Source organism: Paraburkholderia sp. ZP32-5 (genome assembly GCF_021390495.1).
GTDB lineage: Bacteria > Pseudomonadota > Gammaproteobacteria > Burkholderiales > Burkholderiaceae > Paraburkholderia.
In genome coordinates this window covers 346,570-363,232 of the sequence record NZ_JAJEJP010000002.1, presented here as the reverse complement: position 1 = coordinate 363,232, position 16,663 = coordinate 346,570, and the positions used below count along the sequence as shown (strand labels likewise).

At 64.3% G+C, this 16,663-nt stretch carries 17 protein-coding genes; 6 read left to right on the top strand and 11 right to left on the bottom strand.

Annotated features, from left to right (window positions below; translation table 11 throughout):
• Positions 1 to 263: 263 nt before the first annotated feature.
• Positions 264 to 569 (bottom strand): NIPSNAP family protein, encoded by a 306-nt coding sequence (locus L0U82_RS20510; protein WP_233837428.1) that lies wholly within the window; start codon positions 567 to 569, stop codon positions 264 to 266.
• A 150-nt stretch (positions 570 to 719) separates the two neighbouring features.
• Here L0U82_RS20510 and L0U82_RS20505 point away from each other — a divergent pair, with 150 nt between their 5' ends.
• The 6 genes from L0U82_RS20505 (at position 720) to L0U82_RS20480 (ending at position 6,147) form a co-directional block, all read left to right on the top strand.
• Positions 720 to 1,319 (top strand): helix-turn-helix domain-containing protein, encoded by a 600-nt coding sequence (locus L0U82_RS20505; protein ID WP_233833979.1) that lies wholly within the window; start codon positions 720 to 722, stop codon positions 1,317 to 1,319.
• Entirely contained in the window at positions 1,316 to 1,843 is a 528-nt protein-coding gene (locus L0U82_RS20500) for a GNAT family N-acetyltransferase (protein ID WP_233833977.1), read from the top strand. Before L0U82_RS20505 ends, L0U82_RS20500 begins: the two co-directional genes overlap by 4 nt.
• Before the next feature lie 339 nt (positions 1,844 to 2,182).
• Positions 2,183 to 3,550 (top strand): MFS transporter, encoded by a 1,368-nt coding sequence (locus L0U82_RS20495; protein ID WP_233833976.1) that lies wholly within the window; start codon positions 2,183 to 2,185, stop codon positions 3,548 to 3,550.
• Positions 3,551 to 3,613: 63 nt separating this feature from the next.
• Complete coding sequence (locus L0U82_RS20490; RefSeq protein WP_233833975.1) at positions 3,614 to 4,858, top strand: metal-dependent hydrolase family protein; 1,245 nt, start codon at positions 3,614 to 3,616, stop codon at positions 4,856 to 4,858.
• A gap of 183 nt (positions 4,859 to 5,041) precedes the next feature.
• Complete coding sequence (locus L0U82_RS20485; protein WP_233833974.1) at positions 5,042 to 5,506, top strand: MarR family winged helix-turn-helix transcriptional regulator; 465 nt, start codon at positions 5,042 to 5,044, stop codon at positions 5,504 to 5,506.
• On the top strand, positions 5,503 to 6,147 hold the full coding sequence (locus L0U82_RS20480) for a trimeric intracellular cation channel family protein (RefSeq protein WP_233833973.1): 645 nt from the start codon (positions 5,503 to 5,505) through the stop codon (positions 6,145 to 6,147). Before L0U82_RS20485 ends, L0U82_RS20480 begins: the two co-directional genes overlap by 4 nt.
• A 15-nt stretch (positions 6,148 to 6,162) precedes the next feature.
• On the opposite strand, the gene L0U82_RS20475 is transcribed toward L0U82_RS20480, so the two are convergent.
• The 10 genes from L0U82_RS20475 to cpaB form a co-directional block, all read right to left on the bottom strand.
• Entirely contained in the window at positions 6,163 to 7,515 is a 1,353-nt protein-coding gene (locus L0U82_RS20475) for a vWA domain-containing protein (RefSeq protein ID WP_233833972.1), read from the bottom strand.
• A gap of 130 nt (positions 7,516 to 7,645) precedes the next feature.
• A complete protein-coding gene (locus L0U82_RS20470) occupies positions 7,646 to 8,143 on the bottom strand; it encodes a TadE/TadG family type IV pilus assembly protein (protein WP_233833970.1) in 498 nt (165 codons plus the stop codon).
• Positions 8,140 to 8,592, bottom strand: coding sequence for a TadE/TadG family type IV pilus assembly protein (locus L0U82_RS20465; RefSeq protein WP_233833968.1), 453 nt, complete (start codon positions 8,590 to 8,592; stop codon positions 8,140 to 8,142). Before L0U82_RS20465 ends, L0U82_RS20470 begins: the two co-directional genes overlap by 4 nt.
• Positions 8,593 to 8,625: 33 nt before the next feature.
• Complete coding sequence (locus tag L0U82_RS20460; protein ID WP_233833966.1) at positions 8,626 to 9,594, bottom strand: type II secretion system F family protein; 969 nt, start codon at positions 9,592 to 9,594, stop codon at positions 8,626 to 8,628.
• A 48-nt stretch (positions 9,595 to 9,642) separates the two neighbouring features.
• A complete protein-coding gene (locus L0U82_RS20455) occupies positions 9,643 to 10,620 on the bottom strand; it encodes a type II secretion system F family protein (protein ID WP_233833965.1) in 978 nt (325 codons plus the stop codon).
• 28 nt (positions 10,621 to 10,648) lie between these two features.
• Complete coding sequence (locus L0U82_RS20450; RefSeq protein WP_233833963.1) at positions 10,649 to 12,010, bottom strand: CpaF family protein; 1,362 nt, start codon at positions 12,008 to 12,010, stop codon at positions 10,649 to 10,651.
• Positions 12,011 to 12,040: 30 nt separating this feature from the next.
• The gene (locus L0U82_RS20445) at positions 12,041 to 13,261 is read right to left on the bottom strand and encodes an AAA family ATPase (protein ID WP_233833961.1); all 1,221 of its coding nucleotides are present in this window, start codon (positions 13,259 to 13,261) and stop codon (positions 12,041 to 12,043) included.
• A 78-nt stretch (positions 13,262 to 13,339) separates the two neighbouring features.
• Positions 13,340 to 13,648 (bottom strand): hypothetical protein, encoded by a 309-nt coding sequence (locus L0U82_RS20440; RefSeq protein WP_442793645.1) that lies wholly within the window; start codon positions 13,646 to 13,648, stop codon positions 13,340 to 13,342.
• A 21-nt stretch (positions 13,649 to 13,669) separates the two neighbouring features.
• Complete coding sequence (locus L0U82_RS20435; RefSeq protein WP_233833959.1) at positions 13,670 to 15,718, bottom strand: type II and III secretion system protein family protein; 2,049 nt, start codon at positions 15,716 to 15,718, stop codon at positions 13,670 to 13,672.
• A 102-nt stretch (positions 15,719 to 15,820) separates the two neighbouring features.
• Positions 15,821 to 16,654 (bottom strand): Flp pilus assembly protein CpaB, encoded by an 834-nt coding sequence (gene cpaB / locus L0U82_RS20430; protein WP_233833957.1) that lies wholly within the window; start codon positions 16,652 to 16,654, stop codon positions 15,821 to 15,823.
• Positions 16,655 to 16,663: the final 9 nt, after the last annotated feature.

Sequence of the window (16,663 nt, the reverse complement as noted above, 5' to 3'; positions counted from 1 at the left end):
GGAGCATCGTTGCAGCGGATGGGCTGTAGCGGCGCTCCGTGGGGAGTAATGTAAGAATGTAGTCTGACTACAGCATCAGTATTTTTACCAATATGCGTGTTTTTATGCGCAATGGGCAGTCAGAATTTTCTTACATATAGGTAGTGAATACCGTCAGCTCTGGATTGAATGTGAATTCAATCTGAACCGGCAATTTCTATACGATTTCTTATTCGCGGCATTGAATACGGAAAAATATGCGATATGCAATCTCATACGCTTGCTCACTCGAGCACGGGCCTGAAAAAGCTGCGCTCATAGCTCAACACGCAGCGCGTCTGAGCCGCATACGCAAAGGCTTTCAGACATTCCGCATCGTGCTGTGATTGATGCCGGTACTGTTCGTATGCGGCAAGACTCGAAAAAGAAAACAATGCCAGTGCAATGTTGTTTGCACCTTCCGCGGGCAGAAAATAGCCGTGATGTTGACCGCCAAATTTCTCGACCAATGGAATCCACATCTTTGCGTAGGCCTCGAATTCCGCAATCAGACTCGGCTCAATCACATAGCGAACATGGCAGGTAATCATCGAAATAGAGATCCGGAAATATTTAAGCCACGGATTGTAGCGATTGCATTGGCACATCGACGTCGCCTGTCGACGCACTGCTATTAGCGGTTGACAGCAAAAAACGTCTCATCTAGTTTACTGGAAACGCCATCCTTTAAACTGGAACACATGGACATCAATGCCCTGATCGCACGCCGCGTCAGAGCGCTGCGCGATGCGCAGAACTGGTCGCTCGACGCACTCGCCGAACGCAGCAAGGTCAGCCGCTCGAATATCTCGCTGATCGAACGCGGTCAAAGCAGCCCGACCGCGACCGTGCTCGACAAACTCGCCACTGCGTTGAACGTGCCGCTCGCGGCATTGTTCGAGCAGGACACCACGCCCTCCGTCGAACCGTCGCCCGTGAGCCGTGCCGCTGATCAGGCCGTGTGGACCGATCCGACTTCCGGTTACGTGCGGCGTCATCTGTCGCCGACCGCGCGCTCGGCGATCCAGTTGGTGGAAGTCGACTTTCCGGCCGGCCAACGCGTGAGCTACGAAACCGGCGCGCGCGACGCGGAGATTCATCAGCAGATATGGATGCTCGAAGGCGTGATGGAAATCACGTTCGGCGATAGCAGTTGGCGGCTCAAAGCCGGCGACTGCCTCGCGATGCGGCTCGATAGTCCAACCGCCTTCAGAAATCCGACCCGCAAACGCGCGCGCTATCTGGTGGCGCTCACCACGTCGCCCATCATGTCGCCCATCAACGAACGGAGAAACGGATGATCGAGCCGATAACCATACGCCGCCTCGGCGGCAACGAAGCATCGGCCTGCGTCGACGCACTCGCCGACGTGCTGATCGACTGCGTCGAAGGCGGCGCATCGGTCAGCTTCATGCTGCCGGTCTCGCGGGAAAAGGCGCAAAACTTCTGGCGCGGCGTGGCCGAAGGCGTGGCGCGCGGCGAGCGCGCGCTGCTGATTGCAGAAGACAGCAACGGCGACATCGTCGGCACCGTCCAATTGATTACCGCGCAGCCCGAAAACCAGCCGCATCGCGCGGATGTCGCGAAGATGCTCGTGCATAGAAAAGCGCGGCGGCGTGGCGTCGGCCAGGATCTGATGAGCGAGATCGATCGCATCGCGCGAGAAGAAAACAAGTCGGTGCTCGTGCTCGACACGGTCACGGGTGGCGACGCCGAGCGGCTTTATCAGCGCGCCGGCTGGCAACGGGTGGGCAATGTGCCGAATTACGCGCTGATGCCGGACGGCGAATTCTGCGGCACGACGTTTTACTGCAAGCAGCTTTAATGAAGGCGTCACCATCGCCTCGCTGGCACGAGACAGCGCCGGATTCACGTCGTGGCGATGGTATGCGCGTTTCTCCACGGTAGCGACGGCGCCAAGGCCACGGAGGCCGGTCTTTTCAACATCCGACGAATCCGCTGTCCGCCTTGCCGGCATTGCCTTCGCGCTGTCCGGCCACGAACTTTCAAGTCCCTTTTGACGCGTCGCCGCACCCCGCGCGGTGATGCCGGAATCCGCATGTTCGATGCGGTTTTCGTCCAAGCCCCGTCTATTTCGACTCCCTATACTCGTTTGACGATGCCTCGGCGCCACGGCGCTCCTCTTTATGGAAGGAACCTTGCTATGTCGACGATTCCCGCTCGCATAGAGCGCCTGCCGTACTCGAGCTTTCATCGGAAACTGTTGTGGCTGGGAGGATTGGGCTACGTTTTCGATGCAATGGATGCGGCCGTGCTGGCCTTCATGCTGCCGGTGCTGCGCGAGCAATGGCATCTGACCAGCGTGCAGACCGGCGTGCTCGGCAGCGGCACCTTCATCGGCTACTTCTTCGGCGCCGCGCTCGCCGGCATCCTCGGCGATGTGATTGGCCGACGCAAAGTGATGGTGTGGGCGCTGGTCATTTATTGCATCGCATCGCTGGTCAGCGCCACCGCGCAGGATTGGCCCTTCTTCATGGCGACGCGCATCGTCGCCGGCATCGGCACCGGTGCCGAAAGCGCGATCGTCGCGCCCTTTCTTTCGGAGTTCTGCGCGCGCAAATATCGCGGCACCTTCACCGGCAGTCTCGCCGCGTTCTTCTCGTTCGGCTTCGTGTTTGCCGCGATACTCGGTTATCTGGTCATTCCGCTGGCGCCCGGAGCGTGGCGGGTGGTGTCGGTGATCACCGCGCTGCCGATCGTCATGCTGCTGTGGTGGCGGCGTGCGTTGCCCGAATCGCCGCGCTGGCTCGACAGCCGCGGCAGAACCGCCGAAGCCGCGGTGATCGTCGAGAAGATGGAAGCGGTCGTGCATGCGGCCGGCTTGCCGCTGTTGCCCGAGCAGGAAGTCGCGACGAGTGCCCCGGCTCCCGTTGCGAGCGGCTCGCCGATCGCCAAGCTCAAGGCGCTGTGGTCGCGCCAGCTTGCCGGCATCACCGCGATGGCGTGGATGATGTGGCTGTCGATCACATTCAGCTACTACGCGTTCTTCACGTGGATTCCCGGCTTGCTGGTGCAAAGCGGCATGACGATCACGCGAAGTTTTTCCTATTCGCTGGTCATGTATCTCGCGCAGATTCCCGGCTATTTCTCCGGCGCGTGGCTCAATGAAAAGATCGGCCGGCGCGCGACCATCGTCACGTATATGGCACTCGGCGGGGTTTCCGCATTAGGCCTCGCGCTCACGCACAGCGATGCCGAAATTCTGACATCGGGCTTCTTACTGTCGTTCTTCATGAACGGCACTTACGCCGGCGTCTATGCGTACACGCCCGAAGTGTTCCCCACCGAAGTGCGCGCGACCGGCATGGGCGTCTCGTCGGCAATCGGTCGCCTCGGCGCGATCGCCGCGCCGATCCTGGTCGGCTTTCTGTATCCGCGCCTCGGCTTCGGCGGCGTTTTCGGCGGCACGACGCTGGTGCTGATCATCGGTGCGCTCGCCGTTCTGCTGATGGGCGTATCCACCCGTGGCCGCTCGCTGGAAGAAATTGCCGCGATGCGTCTGAACCGCTGATTCGCCGAACCACTGACCGTGGGCGTATCGCGCGCCCGCCCCTGCAACCCGAGGAAGAAATCAATGGACCGCATCCTGTTCAAGAACGGTGCTCTGCTCGATCCGCTGCAAAAAGCCTTGCAGCCCGGCCATAACCTGCTGGTCGAAGGCGGCACGATCAAGGAAGTGTCTCAGCAGACGATCGACGCGCCCGACGCCAAGGTCATCGATCTGAACGGCAAGACCATCATGCCGGGGCTGATCGATCTGCATGCGCACATGGTCGCGACGCAGTTCGATCTGCCGAGCCAGGTGAACATGCCGAACGTGTTCGTCACGCTGAAGGCGCTGCCGATCATGCGCGGCATTCTGCGGCGCGGCTTCACGACCGTGCGCGACGCGGGCGGCGCCGGCTTCGCGCTGAAGCAATCGGTGGAAATGGGCCTCGCGCAAGGGCCTCGACTGTTCGTCGCCGGACGCGCGCTCAGCCAGACCGGCGGCCACGGCGACGGACGCGCGCGCACGGACTTCATGCCCGGCGACGCGCCGTGCAACTGCTGCGTGCGTGTCGGTGCGTTGAGCCGGGTCGTCGACGGCGTCGATGCATTGCGCCGCGCGGTGCGCGAAGAACTGCAGATGGGCGCCGACCAGATCAAGATCATGGCCTCCGGCGGCGTCGCGTCGCCGACCGATCCGGTCGGCGCGCTCGGCTATTCCGAGGACGAGATCCGCGCGGTCGTCGCCGAAGCCGAGGCACGCGGCACCTATGTGATGGCGCACGCGTACACGGCCGAATCGATGCGTCGCGCGGTACGCTGCGGCGTGCGCACGATCGAGCACGGCAATCTGATCGACGAGCCGACCGCCGATCTGATGGCCGAGCACGGCGCCTACGTGGTGCCCACGCTGGTCGCTTACGAGGCCTTACATATCGAGGGCGTGCAGTTCGGCCTGTCCGCCGAGAGCGCGGCGAAGATCGACATCGTGCGCGAAGCCGGTTTGAAGTCGCTGGAGATTTTCAGAAACGCCGGCGTCAAGATGGGGTTCGGCTCCGATCTACTCGGCCCTGGGCATCGCATGCAAAGCGACGAATTCGCGATCCGCGCGAAAGTGCTGAGCCCCGCCGAGATCATCGGCAGCGCCACTACCATCGGCGCCGAAATTCTCGGCATGACCGGCAAGCTGGGGCGTCTCACGCCGGGTGCCTATGCCGACGTGCTGGTGGTCGACGGCGATCCGTTCCGTGACCTGAACTGCCTGACCGGCCAGGGCGAGCATATTCCGCTGGTAATGAAAGGCGGCCGTATCGAGTTCAACGAACTGCATTAAACCGGCGCCGCGCGCCAGTCGCTCATTGCGCTGCAGATAGCGCATCCGCAAGCGGCTGGCACGCGCTAAAGCCGAACCCCGCATCACACACCCCGCGCTCCGCCATGTAGTTGAAAGCTGCAACTACATGCCTATAATGCGTGCGTGCCCGCCCTGGGCACGCAACCGCCAGCGGAGCAATTCTTGTATTCGGACTTCCTGACTTTCAGGCTCGATCTGACCAGCGCGTTGTTGATCAATCGCGCGAACGTCGTCTATCGCGAGCGCTGGAACCTCGACGTGCGCGCACTGCGCGTGCTGCGCCTCGTCTGCGCGGAGCCCGACATCACGCCGAAAGCGGTCTCGCAACGCGCGTTGATCGAGAAAACGCTGCTGTCCAAGGTACTCGCCGAACTCGAAGCGCGCGGCCTGCTCGAACGCAACCCGCATTCGACCGACCGCCGCAGCGTCGCGTTACGCGCCACCACGCAAGGGCTCGACATCGCGCAGGCATCGGAAGTATTAGGCTCGATGCTGGAAGCCCGACTCTCCGACGCGCTTAGCGCGAACGAACGCCAGATGCTCGAACAACTGCTCGGCAAGCTTTCGAGCAGTCTGCTCGCCAGCGAAGCCGGCGCCCTGCCCGCTCAACTCGATAAATCACTGTGAATTCACACGCCGTCTATACCTTTTTCGATCTGGTCGGTACCTTCACGTTCGCGATCAGCGGCGCGGTGGCCGCGCGGCAACGACGGCTCGACCTGTTCGGTATTGCCGCAGTCGCGTTCATGGTGGCGTGCGGCGGCGGCATCGTGCGCGACGTCTGCATCGGCGCGATTCCACCGGCGGGGCTGTCGAACTGGCGCTATCTGGCGAGTTCGCTGGCCGCCGCGGCGGTCACGATTCTCGCGTATCCGCAGGTGCGCCGGCTGCGTCAGCCGGTGCTATTTTTCGATGCGATCGGCCTTGGCTTATTCGCGGTGGCGGGTGCGCAGAAGGCTTTGGTGTACAGCCACAATGCCGAACTCGCGATCCTGCTCGGCACCGTCAGCGCAGTGGGCGGCGGTGTGATGCGCGACGTGATGCTGTCGCGCGTGCCGGCGATTCTCGAACGCGAAATCTATGCATCGGCGGCGCTGTTCGGCGCGGGGGTGCAGGTCGGCTTTTCGTATGCAGGCTGGACCGACTGGTGGACGCCGTGGTTCGCGACGCTCGCCTGTGTGATGGTGCGGCTCGCGTCGATGCGTTTCGGCTGGCGTCTGCCGATTTTTCAGGGAAGGCGCGCGGCTGATCGGCACGACATGCCGTGACTCGCGCGCACGCATTCACTGCGCGGTCTGCGGGATCAACCGCGGCTTGGTCAAGCTGTAGGCGATCTGGGTGAACAACGTATTCAGACTGTTGGTGCCGCCCGCCGCATTCGAGCAGGTATCCGAGTAGAAGTATGACTGGCTGGTTGCAATCGCTTGCATCGTGCCGCAGGCAGTGCGCACCTTTGGCGTGGTGTCCTGCCCACCGCTGCCGTCGTCGCAGTTCGGTGCCGACGACGCTTCGCCGCCAAGATACGCGACGGTATAAATCAACGTACTGGTACCGGTACTGGTAACGGCTTTCGCCGCGGCAGCGGCCTGGATCGCGGCATAGCACTCGCTACCATACTGGCTGGTATAGGTGCTGCCCAACTGGGTCTTTGTCGACGAGGCAATGCCGTCGCTCAACAGGATGATTACGTTCTGGCCAGCCGGATGCTGGGTCGACGAAGTCGCTTGCAGCGCCGCCTGCGCGGCCGTGATCGCCTGCGCGTAGAAGGTTCCGAGCCCGCCTGGCGCCGGCATCCCGCTACAGTTGCCACCACCGAGCGCCTGCACGATGCTGGAGGTCGTGCTCACCTTACCGTTGCTGCCGAGATACCCCGTACCCAGCTGCGAAATCTGATAGCTCAACCCCGACGCCGAATAGCTGCTCGCGACAGTCGGCGACTTACCGGTGCACGAGAAGTTGTACGAAGACGAAGTCTGCGGCGGAAACGCCATCAGCCCGACGTTGTCTCCAGCGTTGGTCAGCCCCGTCAGCAGTTTCAAAGCGCCGGCCTGCGCGCACTGCAGTCGGGTCTGCGAGTTGCCCTTCGAGTCCTTGCAATGGTTGTCGGTCGTCGTCGCCATCGAGCGCGTAGCGTCGAGCACGATCATCACGTTGTACAGCGCCGGTTCCGCGCCGCCGCCGGCACCCGCAGTCGATGTCGCCGAGATCGTCTGCTGGGTCTTGCCGAACACGCGCGCAAAGTAGAGCGGCACCGTGGCCTGCTGCGTGACCTGAATCCCGTTGTTGCCGGAGACCGCCTGCGCATACGGCAACGTAACACTCGCGAGCTTCAGCCCGGTGACCACCGCGCTCGCCGGCACGACACCAGCGGGCAGCGTATTGTTGCGGCCCGCCGAGAACGCTTGCGCGTCGCTCGAAACGGTATCCATCGATTGCGTCCACAAATCCACCGCGCCCGCGAGCGCCGCGGCATCGGTCGCACTTTGCAGACGCCGTTGACTGTAGGCCAGATAGCCATAGTCGACGCCGAGCGCCGCGAATCCCAGCAACACCACCATGGATATCGCCACGAGGACGGACACCGCGCCGCGCTCACGGCGACGCGAACCGCGCAAACCGAGGTATTTTCTTTTCATGGTCCCACGCTCTTGAAGTCGGTTGTACCGCTTCTGCTTCTGCTTTTTTGTTTCTGCTTTTGCCCGCGCTGTGATCGCGCGATGCGTTATAGGGCGCCTCGTATCACGGGCGCCCTTGTTTGATGCTCTGCTATTGCACGCGCTCCACCGCGCTCGCGCTGAGCGAGCTTGGCATCAGCGTATAGAGACGCGACAAACTGCCCTTGAACAGCGGTGCAAACGTGTAGCTGACCGTCACGGTCGCGGTGCCCACCGCCGAGGTGCCACCGGCACTCGTCAGATCGGCGGCGCAGCTCGAATCGCTGCTGCACGCGGCACCGTTGACCGAGGTCGCGATCGTCAGTTTCGATGTCGTCAGCAACGCGGCCGATGCGCCGACCTGGGTTTGCGTCGAACTGTACGGATTGGTGGTGCCGCGCTGCGCCGCGAAATAGCGCGCGCCCGACGACGCGGCATTGGCCACCATCAGATAGTTGCTGAACATCCAGCCGAACTGCGCGATGCCGATCACGATCGTCATCAGCAGCGGCGTGAGCAGCGCGAATTCGACCACCGCTACGCCGCGTTGTTTCTTCAGTTTCAGTTGCCGAGCGCCGCGGCCGCGCATTGTCGTTCTCGAAGGATTCATTGCACCAGCTCCGACATGGTGGCGCTCAAACTGGTTGGCATGATGCTTTTGAGCTTGTACAACGAGCCACCGAACAGCGGCATGAACGAATAGCCGAGTTGCACCTGTGCCTGCGTGCCGGTGGCCGGCGCCTGAGTAGTCGAACCCAACGCGGACGCACACGCGCTGTCGCTGGTGCACGACGAGCCGCCCACGCTGATCGAAATCGTCAGCGCGCCCTTCAGATTCCGGGTCTGCTCGGTGATCACCTTTTGCGTGTCGGTGTACGGCGCCGAGTAGCCGCGCTCCGACGCGAGCAGATGCGCGGCGAGCGAGGCCGTGTTGGTCAGCACCAGATAGTTGTTGATCAGCCAGCCGAATTGCACGACGCCGAATATCAGCGCAAGCAGCAGCGGCAGCACGAGTGCCACTTCCACTGTTGCCATGCCGCGCTCCCTGTTTCGTTTCATCCGCTCTCTCCGCTCGTCCGGTGCTTCCCGCGCTTACGCGCCGCCCGCCATGCTCGGCAACAGCTCCCGGTAGATATGAATCATCGCCGGCCCCATCAGCACGACCAGCAGCGCCGGGAAAATGCAGAAGATCAGCGGAAACAGCAGCTTCAGCGCGATCTTCGCGGCCTTCTCCTCCGCGCGCATGCGGCGCCGCGTGCGCAGCGTATCGGACAGCACGCGCAGCGAAGCGCCGATACTCGTGCCGAAGCGTTCGGCCTGGATCAGCATCGCGGTGAACGCGTCGATGTCTTCGACGCCGGTGCGCAGCGAGAAATTGCGCAGCGCCTTTTCTTTCGAGAAGCCGGAGCGCATTTCGAGCAGCATCAATTCGAGTTCGCTCGCCACCACCGCGCTGCGCGCACGGATTTCCTCGCCGACTTTCATCAACGACGCATCGAGACTGAGGCCGGCCTCGACGCACACCGTCAGCAGATCGAGCGCGTCGGGAAAGTCATCGGTGAGAGCGCGCTTTCGCGACGCAATCCGCCGCGACAGCACCACGTTCGGCAGGTAGTAGCCGAACGCGGCGAGGCCAACGAGCACGAATGCGCGTTCAAGCAGCGAAGTCGCCACCGACGAGCTATACATCACGCCCATCGCGATCAGCGGCAAGCCCAACGCGAGCGCGGTCTTCGCGGCCAGATAGATCGGCCCGGCATTGGCCGAGCGCCATCCCGCGTTCATCAGTTGCACGCGCAACGCGGATTGCTCCCAGCCGTCTTTCGGCACCGACAGTTTCGAGATCGGCTGCGAAATCTCGACGAGCTTTTCGTACCACGGCGTCTCGTCCGTGCCGACCACCTGGCCCGGCGCGGGGCCGGCAGCCGTGCCGCCGGCCTGCTCGATGCGGCGGCTCATGTCGCGCGGCGTGGCCAGGTGCATCGCGCCGAAAGCGGCGGCGAAGACGATGGCAAACACGCCAACGAGCAACAGAATCTGCGTGATATTCAGCGTTTGCATGGCCCCTCCTTGATGACGTGTGTGGCGACTCGCCGCGGCGTGGCGTACTCAGACCCGGATCTTCACGATGAAGCGCATCCACAGCACGCCGAACAGCATGGCGCTGCCCGCCACCGTCAACATCTTGATGCCGCCGGGGTCGCGCCACAGGATGTCGAGGAAGTCGGGGCTCATCGTGAACATCGCGCCGCCGACACCGAACGGCAGCAAGCCCAGCACCCACGCGGACATCTTTCCTTCCGCGCAAAGCACGCGAACCTTGTCGAACAGCTTGAAGCGCTCGCGGATCAGCGTCGTGATGCCGTCGAGCACTTCGGCGAGATTGCCGCCGGTCTCGCGCTGGATCACCACCGCGATCACGAAGTAGCGCAGATCGCGAATCGGCACGCGCGTCGCGAGATTCGTCAGCGCCTCGGCAATCGACACGCCGTAGTTGATCTCGTCGAACACGATGCGGAATTCGCCGCTCATCGGCTCGGCGAACTCGGTGCCGACCATATCGATCGCGCCGGTGAACGCATGCCCGGAGCGCAACGCGCGCGCGAGCATGTCGCAGACGTCCGGCAGTTGCCGTTCGAGCTGACGAATGCGCCGGTTGCGCCGCCGCTGCACGTAGACGATCGGCAGCAGCGCGGACAGCGCGGCGGCGCCCACCGTCGCGTACCACGGCAACGACAGGCTCGTGCCCAGGATCAGCACGAACGGCGGGAAAGCCAGACAGGTGCCGATCAACCGGCCCACCGACCACGTGAGCCCCGATTGCAGCAGAAACAGATCGAGCGCATGCACGCGCGGCACGCGCAGCAGCAGCCGCGTGACCAGCGCCGAATCGGCCAGCATGCGCTGCTTCAGAATCGTCAGCCGTTGCTTGCTGACCTGGCCGCCCGCGGACACCGCGCGAATACGCGAATCGACGCGCCGCGCAACCGGGCCGTGGCGGCTGTTCCAATACTCGTACACCGTGCCGGTCGCGAGCACCACCGCGACGAACAGCAGAATGATTGCCGCATAGAAGATCGGGTTCATGCAAGTCTCCTGAAGCACCGGATGCGTGTCATGCCGTTTCGAAGCGCCGGGCCGGATCGTAGATCTGATCCGGCGGCGCGACGCCGAATGCCTGCAAGCGCTCGGCGAACTTCGGCCGCACGCCGGTCGCGCAGAAATGTCCGCGCACGTTGCCCTTCGAATCGACACCGGAGCGGCGGAACACGAAGATCTCCTGCATATTGATCATGTCGCCTTCCATGCCGGTCAGCTCCGAAATGCTGATGATCTTGCGGCGGCCGTCGGTCAGACGCGCGGCCTGCACGATGACCGAGATCGCCGACGAGATCTGCTGCCGCATCGTGCGGGTCGGCAACGGCAAACCGCCCAACGTCATCATGTTTTCGAGGCGAGTCAGTGCATCGCGCGGCGTGTTCGCGTGGATCGTCGACAGCGAACCTTCGTGGCCGGTGTTCATCGCGTTCAGCATGTCGAGCGCTTCGGCGCCGCGCACTTCGCCGAGGATGATGCGATCGGGGCGCATCCGCAGCGCGTTGCGCACCAGCGTGCGCTGCGTGATCTCGCCGCGCCCTTCGATATTCGGAGAACGCGTTTCGAGCCGCAGCACATGCTGCTGGCGCAGTTGCAGTTCGGCCGCGTCTTCGATCGTAACGATGCGCTCGTCGCCGGGAATAAAGCCCGACAGCAGGTTCAACAGCGTGGTCTTGCCGCTGCCGGTGCCGCCCGATACCAGCATGTTCACCTTCGCGCGCGCGAGTGCGTCGAGCACCTCGGCCATCGGCGGCGTCAGGCTTTGCAGTTCGATCATGTCGGCGACCTGCAGCGGATTCGCGGCGAAACGGCGGATCGACAGCAGCGGACCGTCGATCGCGCACGGCTTGATGATCGCGTTCACGCGCGAGCCGTCCGGCAAACGCGCGTCGACCATCGGGCTCGATTCGTCGATATGCCGGCCGACGCCGGATACGATCTTCTCGATCACCTTCATCAGATGCGCGTCGTCGTAGAACGTGACGTCGGTCTCTTCGAGCCGGCCGCGCCGCTCCACATAGGTATGACGGTGCGTATTGACGAGAATGTCGGACACGCTCGGGTCGCGCAGTAGCACTTCGAGCGGGCCGAAGCCGAACATCTCGTCGTACACGTCGATCACGAGCTGCTTGCGTTCGATATCGTTGGCCGGCGCTTTCTGGTCTTCGAGAATGCGCCCGATCAATGCGCCGATCTCGTGGCGGACCTGATCGGTCGGCAGCCTTGCAAGGCGCTCCAGCTCGACGCGATCGAGTACCGCCTGATGAATCTCGCGCTTCAACTTCTGATACGCGCTGCGCAGCATGCCGGCACCGGCCGGGTCCTGGCGCTCGCCGAGCGGCTGCGCGCGTTGCGCGGAAATCTGTTCACGTAGCGACATGACGGCTCCCCTTGTCTGGTAGGTGCGGCGTTACAGTGGTTCGAGTTTCGGCGGCGTCTGACGGCCCAATAGCCGCCCGAACAGCGAGTCGCCCTTCGCCTGGCCACGCCCCGGTTTGGCCGTGCGCGCGCCGATGTTTTCCGCCAGCGTCTGCAGGCTGCGCGAGACGCCGCTGCCGCGCGCGATCTTCGCAACCGGCAGGCCCTGGTTCATCGCATCGGTCACCGTGTCGGCATCGTCGGGAATCACCTGATACGCGCTCATGCCGAGCACCGATTCGAGCGCCGCGCGCGCGCGTTCGCCGTGGCGCGTGTAGCGGTTCAGGATCAGCCGCATCTGGTCCTGCGCGTAGCCGAGCGAGCACAGGATTTCCTGCAGCCGCCGCCCGGCTCGCACGTGCGGCATGCTCGCCTGCAGCACGATATGAATCTGATCGCTGCGGTCGAGCGCGATCATCGACAGGCGGTTCAAGGTCAGGCCGAGGTCGAACAGCACGAAGTCGTATTGCGGCGACGCGACGCCGAGAATCCATTCGAGCCGGTCTTCCTTGATCTCGCCGGCCTTCACCGGGTCGCCGGCGCCGGCGAGGATATGGAACGTGTCGCTCACGTGCATCAGGCTCGTGTCGAAGAACGCGGTATCCATGCGTTCGATCTGCGCGCAGATTTGCGGCAGCGTGGACGGCGGCGTTTCGTCGGAGACCAGGAAAGCGGCATCGGCGAACTGCTGGTTCAGGTCGATCAGCAGCACGCGCTTTTTCTGCGGCAGATGCGCGATCGCATGCGCGACGTTCGCGGCGATGAAGCTGGTGCCCGCGCCGCCCTTGCACGAGATGAACGACAGGAACCGCGTCTCGCGCGCGCTGCCTTGCGCGCTTTGCGATTGCGCGCGCTGCAGCGCGTCGCCGAACTGGCGCGCGTCGAGCGGCCAGTTCAATACGTCGCGAAAGCCCGCGCGCATCGCGGCGATCAGCGTTTCGGGCGACGCATCGGGAATCAGCAGAAGACAGGTCAGGCGGCCATGCTCGCGATGCAGACGTTCGACCACCGCGAGCTGCGCGTCCTGCAGCGACAGCGCATCGACGATCAGCACGTCGAATGCATCGAGGCTGTCGCCGCGCTCGCCGAGCAGCGACGGCGTGCCGCTCGCGCGCGTGACCCGCGTGGTCCGGTCGTCGCCGCATTCGCCGATCAGATGCACGATCTGCGCGAGCCGCGCGCTGTCTTCAGAGAGAGCCAGGATGTTGATCATGATGTTCTCAGCCGAGCTATCGAGGTTAACCGGCGGACGTTGCCGCCCGCCGCTGCTGCATGCTTGCCACCGCGCGCATCACTGACTGCCCGCGCCGATGCCGATCACGAACGGATTGGACGACGTGACGGGCGCCTGGAACGATCTGTCGTACTGCTGCTGCGCGGATACCGCGGCCTTGCCGTCGATGCCCGGCGTCGACGGCGTGTGCTCGCCGGCATGCGGATCGATGATCTGCATCTGCGACACGGTGCGCACGGCGTCGCCGACATGCGCGTCCCAGATCGGCGAGCTGGACATGCAGCCGCTCAACGAGCCGCCGGCCATGGCGCACAGCGACAGCAACAACGCCGCGCGGCGCGTCTTCACAAGTTGTTCGAGTTTCATGAGAGTCCCCTTCGCGGCGCGTTACTGGTTGGACTGAGCGGCCGGATTGTGCTGGCCTGTCGCATCGGCTTTGGCGAGCGCGGGCTCGCCGCCGCTCGCGGTGCCCGGCGCGGCATCGGCGGCGGCGCTGGGTGCCGTGCCGGATGTCGTGCTGGTCATTGCGGCCGATACCGCGGCAGGTGCTGCTTTTGGCGGTGCACTGGTTGCAGGGCTGGCCGCGTTGCCCGGCATAGTTGCGACGATCTCGCCGCCCGCCTGCGGCACGGCCGATACGATCGGCTCGGCCGACGGCTGCGCCGCCGACGGCGCGGGCCGGTCCACCTGGGTATCGCGCGGCAGCAGCGCGGCCGGGGCGTTGGTGCCTTCCGCCGGTGCGGGCGCAGGCGCCGGAGCCGGTGCGGGCGCCGGTTGCATCTGCGGCTGGCTCTGCGGCGCATTCGGGTTCGCGGCACCCGCTGCCGGCTGCGCGACAGGCCGGCGGCCTTCCATGTTGCCGGTCGCGTAGACCGCCGCTTCCGAGGTCTGCGCGAAGCTGTCGGTCGGCAACGGATAGTCGCCAGCCGGCAACGGCTTCACCAGATGCACGGTGATGATGAAGATCAGCTCGGTGCGATCCTGCTGAAACGACGTGCTGCGAAACAGCGCGCCGAGCACCGGCACTTCGCCGATACCGGGCAGCGCCTTCAGCGCACCGGTGATGTTGTTCTGGATCAGCCCGCCGATCGCGAAGCTCTCACCGTCGTTCATCTGCACCGTGGTCGACGCGCGGCGTGTCGTGATCAGCGGCAGGATCGCCGCGCCGTTGATGTTGGTCGCCGATACGGTGACGCCGGTCGGCGACAGCTCCGACACTTCCGGCGCGACCTTCAGATTGATACGGCTACCCGCGAGCACGGTCGGCGTGAATTTGAGCCCCACGCCAAACTCTTCTTCCTGCAGCGTGATCGTCGAGCCGCCGGTGCCGTTGCTTTGCGGCACCGGAATGAACACCTTGCCGCCCGCGAGAAACGACGCTTCCTGACCGCTCAGCGTGACGAGGTTCGGCTCGGCGAGAATCTTGCCGAGGCTGTCGCTCTTCTGCGCGTCGAGCGCGAGATTGAACGGCCTGTTGTTCGCCTTGCTCGCGACGATGCCGTTGCCGACGCCGGCGAGCAGGCTGCTGACCAGCGCACCGGTCCACGAACCGAAGCCGCCCTGAATGTTGACCGCCGAGCCGAGCTGGTTCAGCAGCGTCTTCGATACTTCGGCGACCTTCACTTCGAGCATCACCTGCTGCGGCGAGTCGACGGTCATCATGTTGATCACTTCGGCGCCCTTGCTGACGCTCGTGCTCTGCTGCGAGATCGAGCCGCCGTTACCGAAGCTCGCGGTGCTGGCCTGCTGTTGCTGGGTCGGCTGCGAGCCCGCATAGGCGCTTGCGATGCCGATCGCCTGCGCGGCGGCCTGCGCACTCGACACGCGGCCCGCGAGCACGAGGTTGCCGGCCGCGCTCGATACGCGAATGCCGCGCTCGTTCGGCAGCAGTTGCTGCAGCGAGCGTTGCAGGCCGTCGCCGTCGACGGTCACGCTCACGTTGATCATCTGGCACGCGCCGCTGCGCCCCTGCACGATCATGTTGGTGGTGCCCACCGACATGCCGACCAGGTACAGCGTGCGCTGCGATACCAGCGCCGCCTCGGCGACCGACGGATTGCCGAGCGTGCGATTGCGCGCCGGTTCGAGCAGCGGCACCAGCAGCGACTTGCCGACCGGCACCGATACGCTCGATTCGTCGCGGATCTCGCCGGTACAGTTCGGCCCGGTCAGTTGCGCGGGTGCGACCGTTCTGCCGCTCGACGCGCCGGTCGGCATCGGCGTGTTGCTGACCAGCATCGGCACCGCGCCGCGGCCGATCGGCAGCGGTGCGCTCTGCGTGCCCCAGCCTTGCGGCATCGGGGCAGCGGCCATGGTCTGCGCCGCGCAGTTCTGCGCGCTCGCCAGCGCGGCGCACAGCGCCGCGGCGAGCACCGTGTTGCCGAGCGCGCGACAACGCGTGCCGCCGCCGGATGAGAACCCCTGTTCTGTTTTCATGTTCCTGCCCCCGTCGCTCGATGCGTATTAACCGAGACGTTTTTTGCTGCCTTTGTTATTCCGACCACGGCGCCTGCTGCCAACCGGCGCGCCGCGACCGCGCTAGAAACATTCGACGCTGCCCGTCACCCCCGACAGCACGCCGACGCAATCGCGTTTCGGCGCGGGCTTCGCGGCGTAGTGCGTGCGCACCGGATGCACCGGTTCGGGCGCCGCCGGCACCGATGCCGGCACCGGCACGTCGAGCAAGGTCAGCTTGGTCGCGCCGCCGGTGCTCGGTGTCTGCTTGTCGATCTGGTTGCGCAACACCAGCGACAACGTGCCGACGCTGCGCGCGAGGTCGAGTTTTTCGGCCTGGTCGGGCGTCACTTCGAGCGTCACCGCGTTGACCACTTTCGGCGCGGTGTCGTCGCGGCTCACCTGTTGCGCGACCGCCAGCACAAGAATCTTTTCGAGCACGATCTTCGAAATGCTTTGCGGCGAATCGGCCTTGTTCGCCTGCTGGGTATTCACGATCACGTCGACGTAGTTACCCGGCAGCGCGAAGCCCGCGACGCCAACCACGTCGTTCACGCGCACCGTGATCGCGCGATGGCCTTCGCCGATCACCGCGGACAGGCCGCCCTTGGTGCCTTGCGGTGCGAGCTTCGATTCGAGCACCGGCTCGCCGGGCGCGAGACTCGTCAGCACGACGCGGCCGTCGAGTGCCTTGCCGTCGGCGAATGCGCCGGGCGGCACACTCGAAGTCGGCCAGTTGACCATGCGGATCAGGTTCTGATTGAGCGGCTGGCCGAGGCTGATGTCGCCCGAGGCGACCGCCACCGCCGTCACCGCGCTCGACGACGTCTGCAGCAGCCATCGCGACGCGAAGCTCACGGCCGCGAGGCCGGCCAGCACGGCGATCGACAGCATGACGAAAGCGCGACTGTTTTTCATGGCAACACT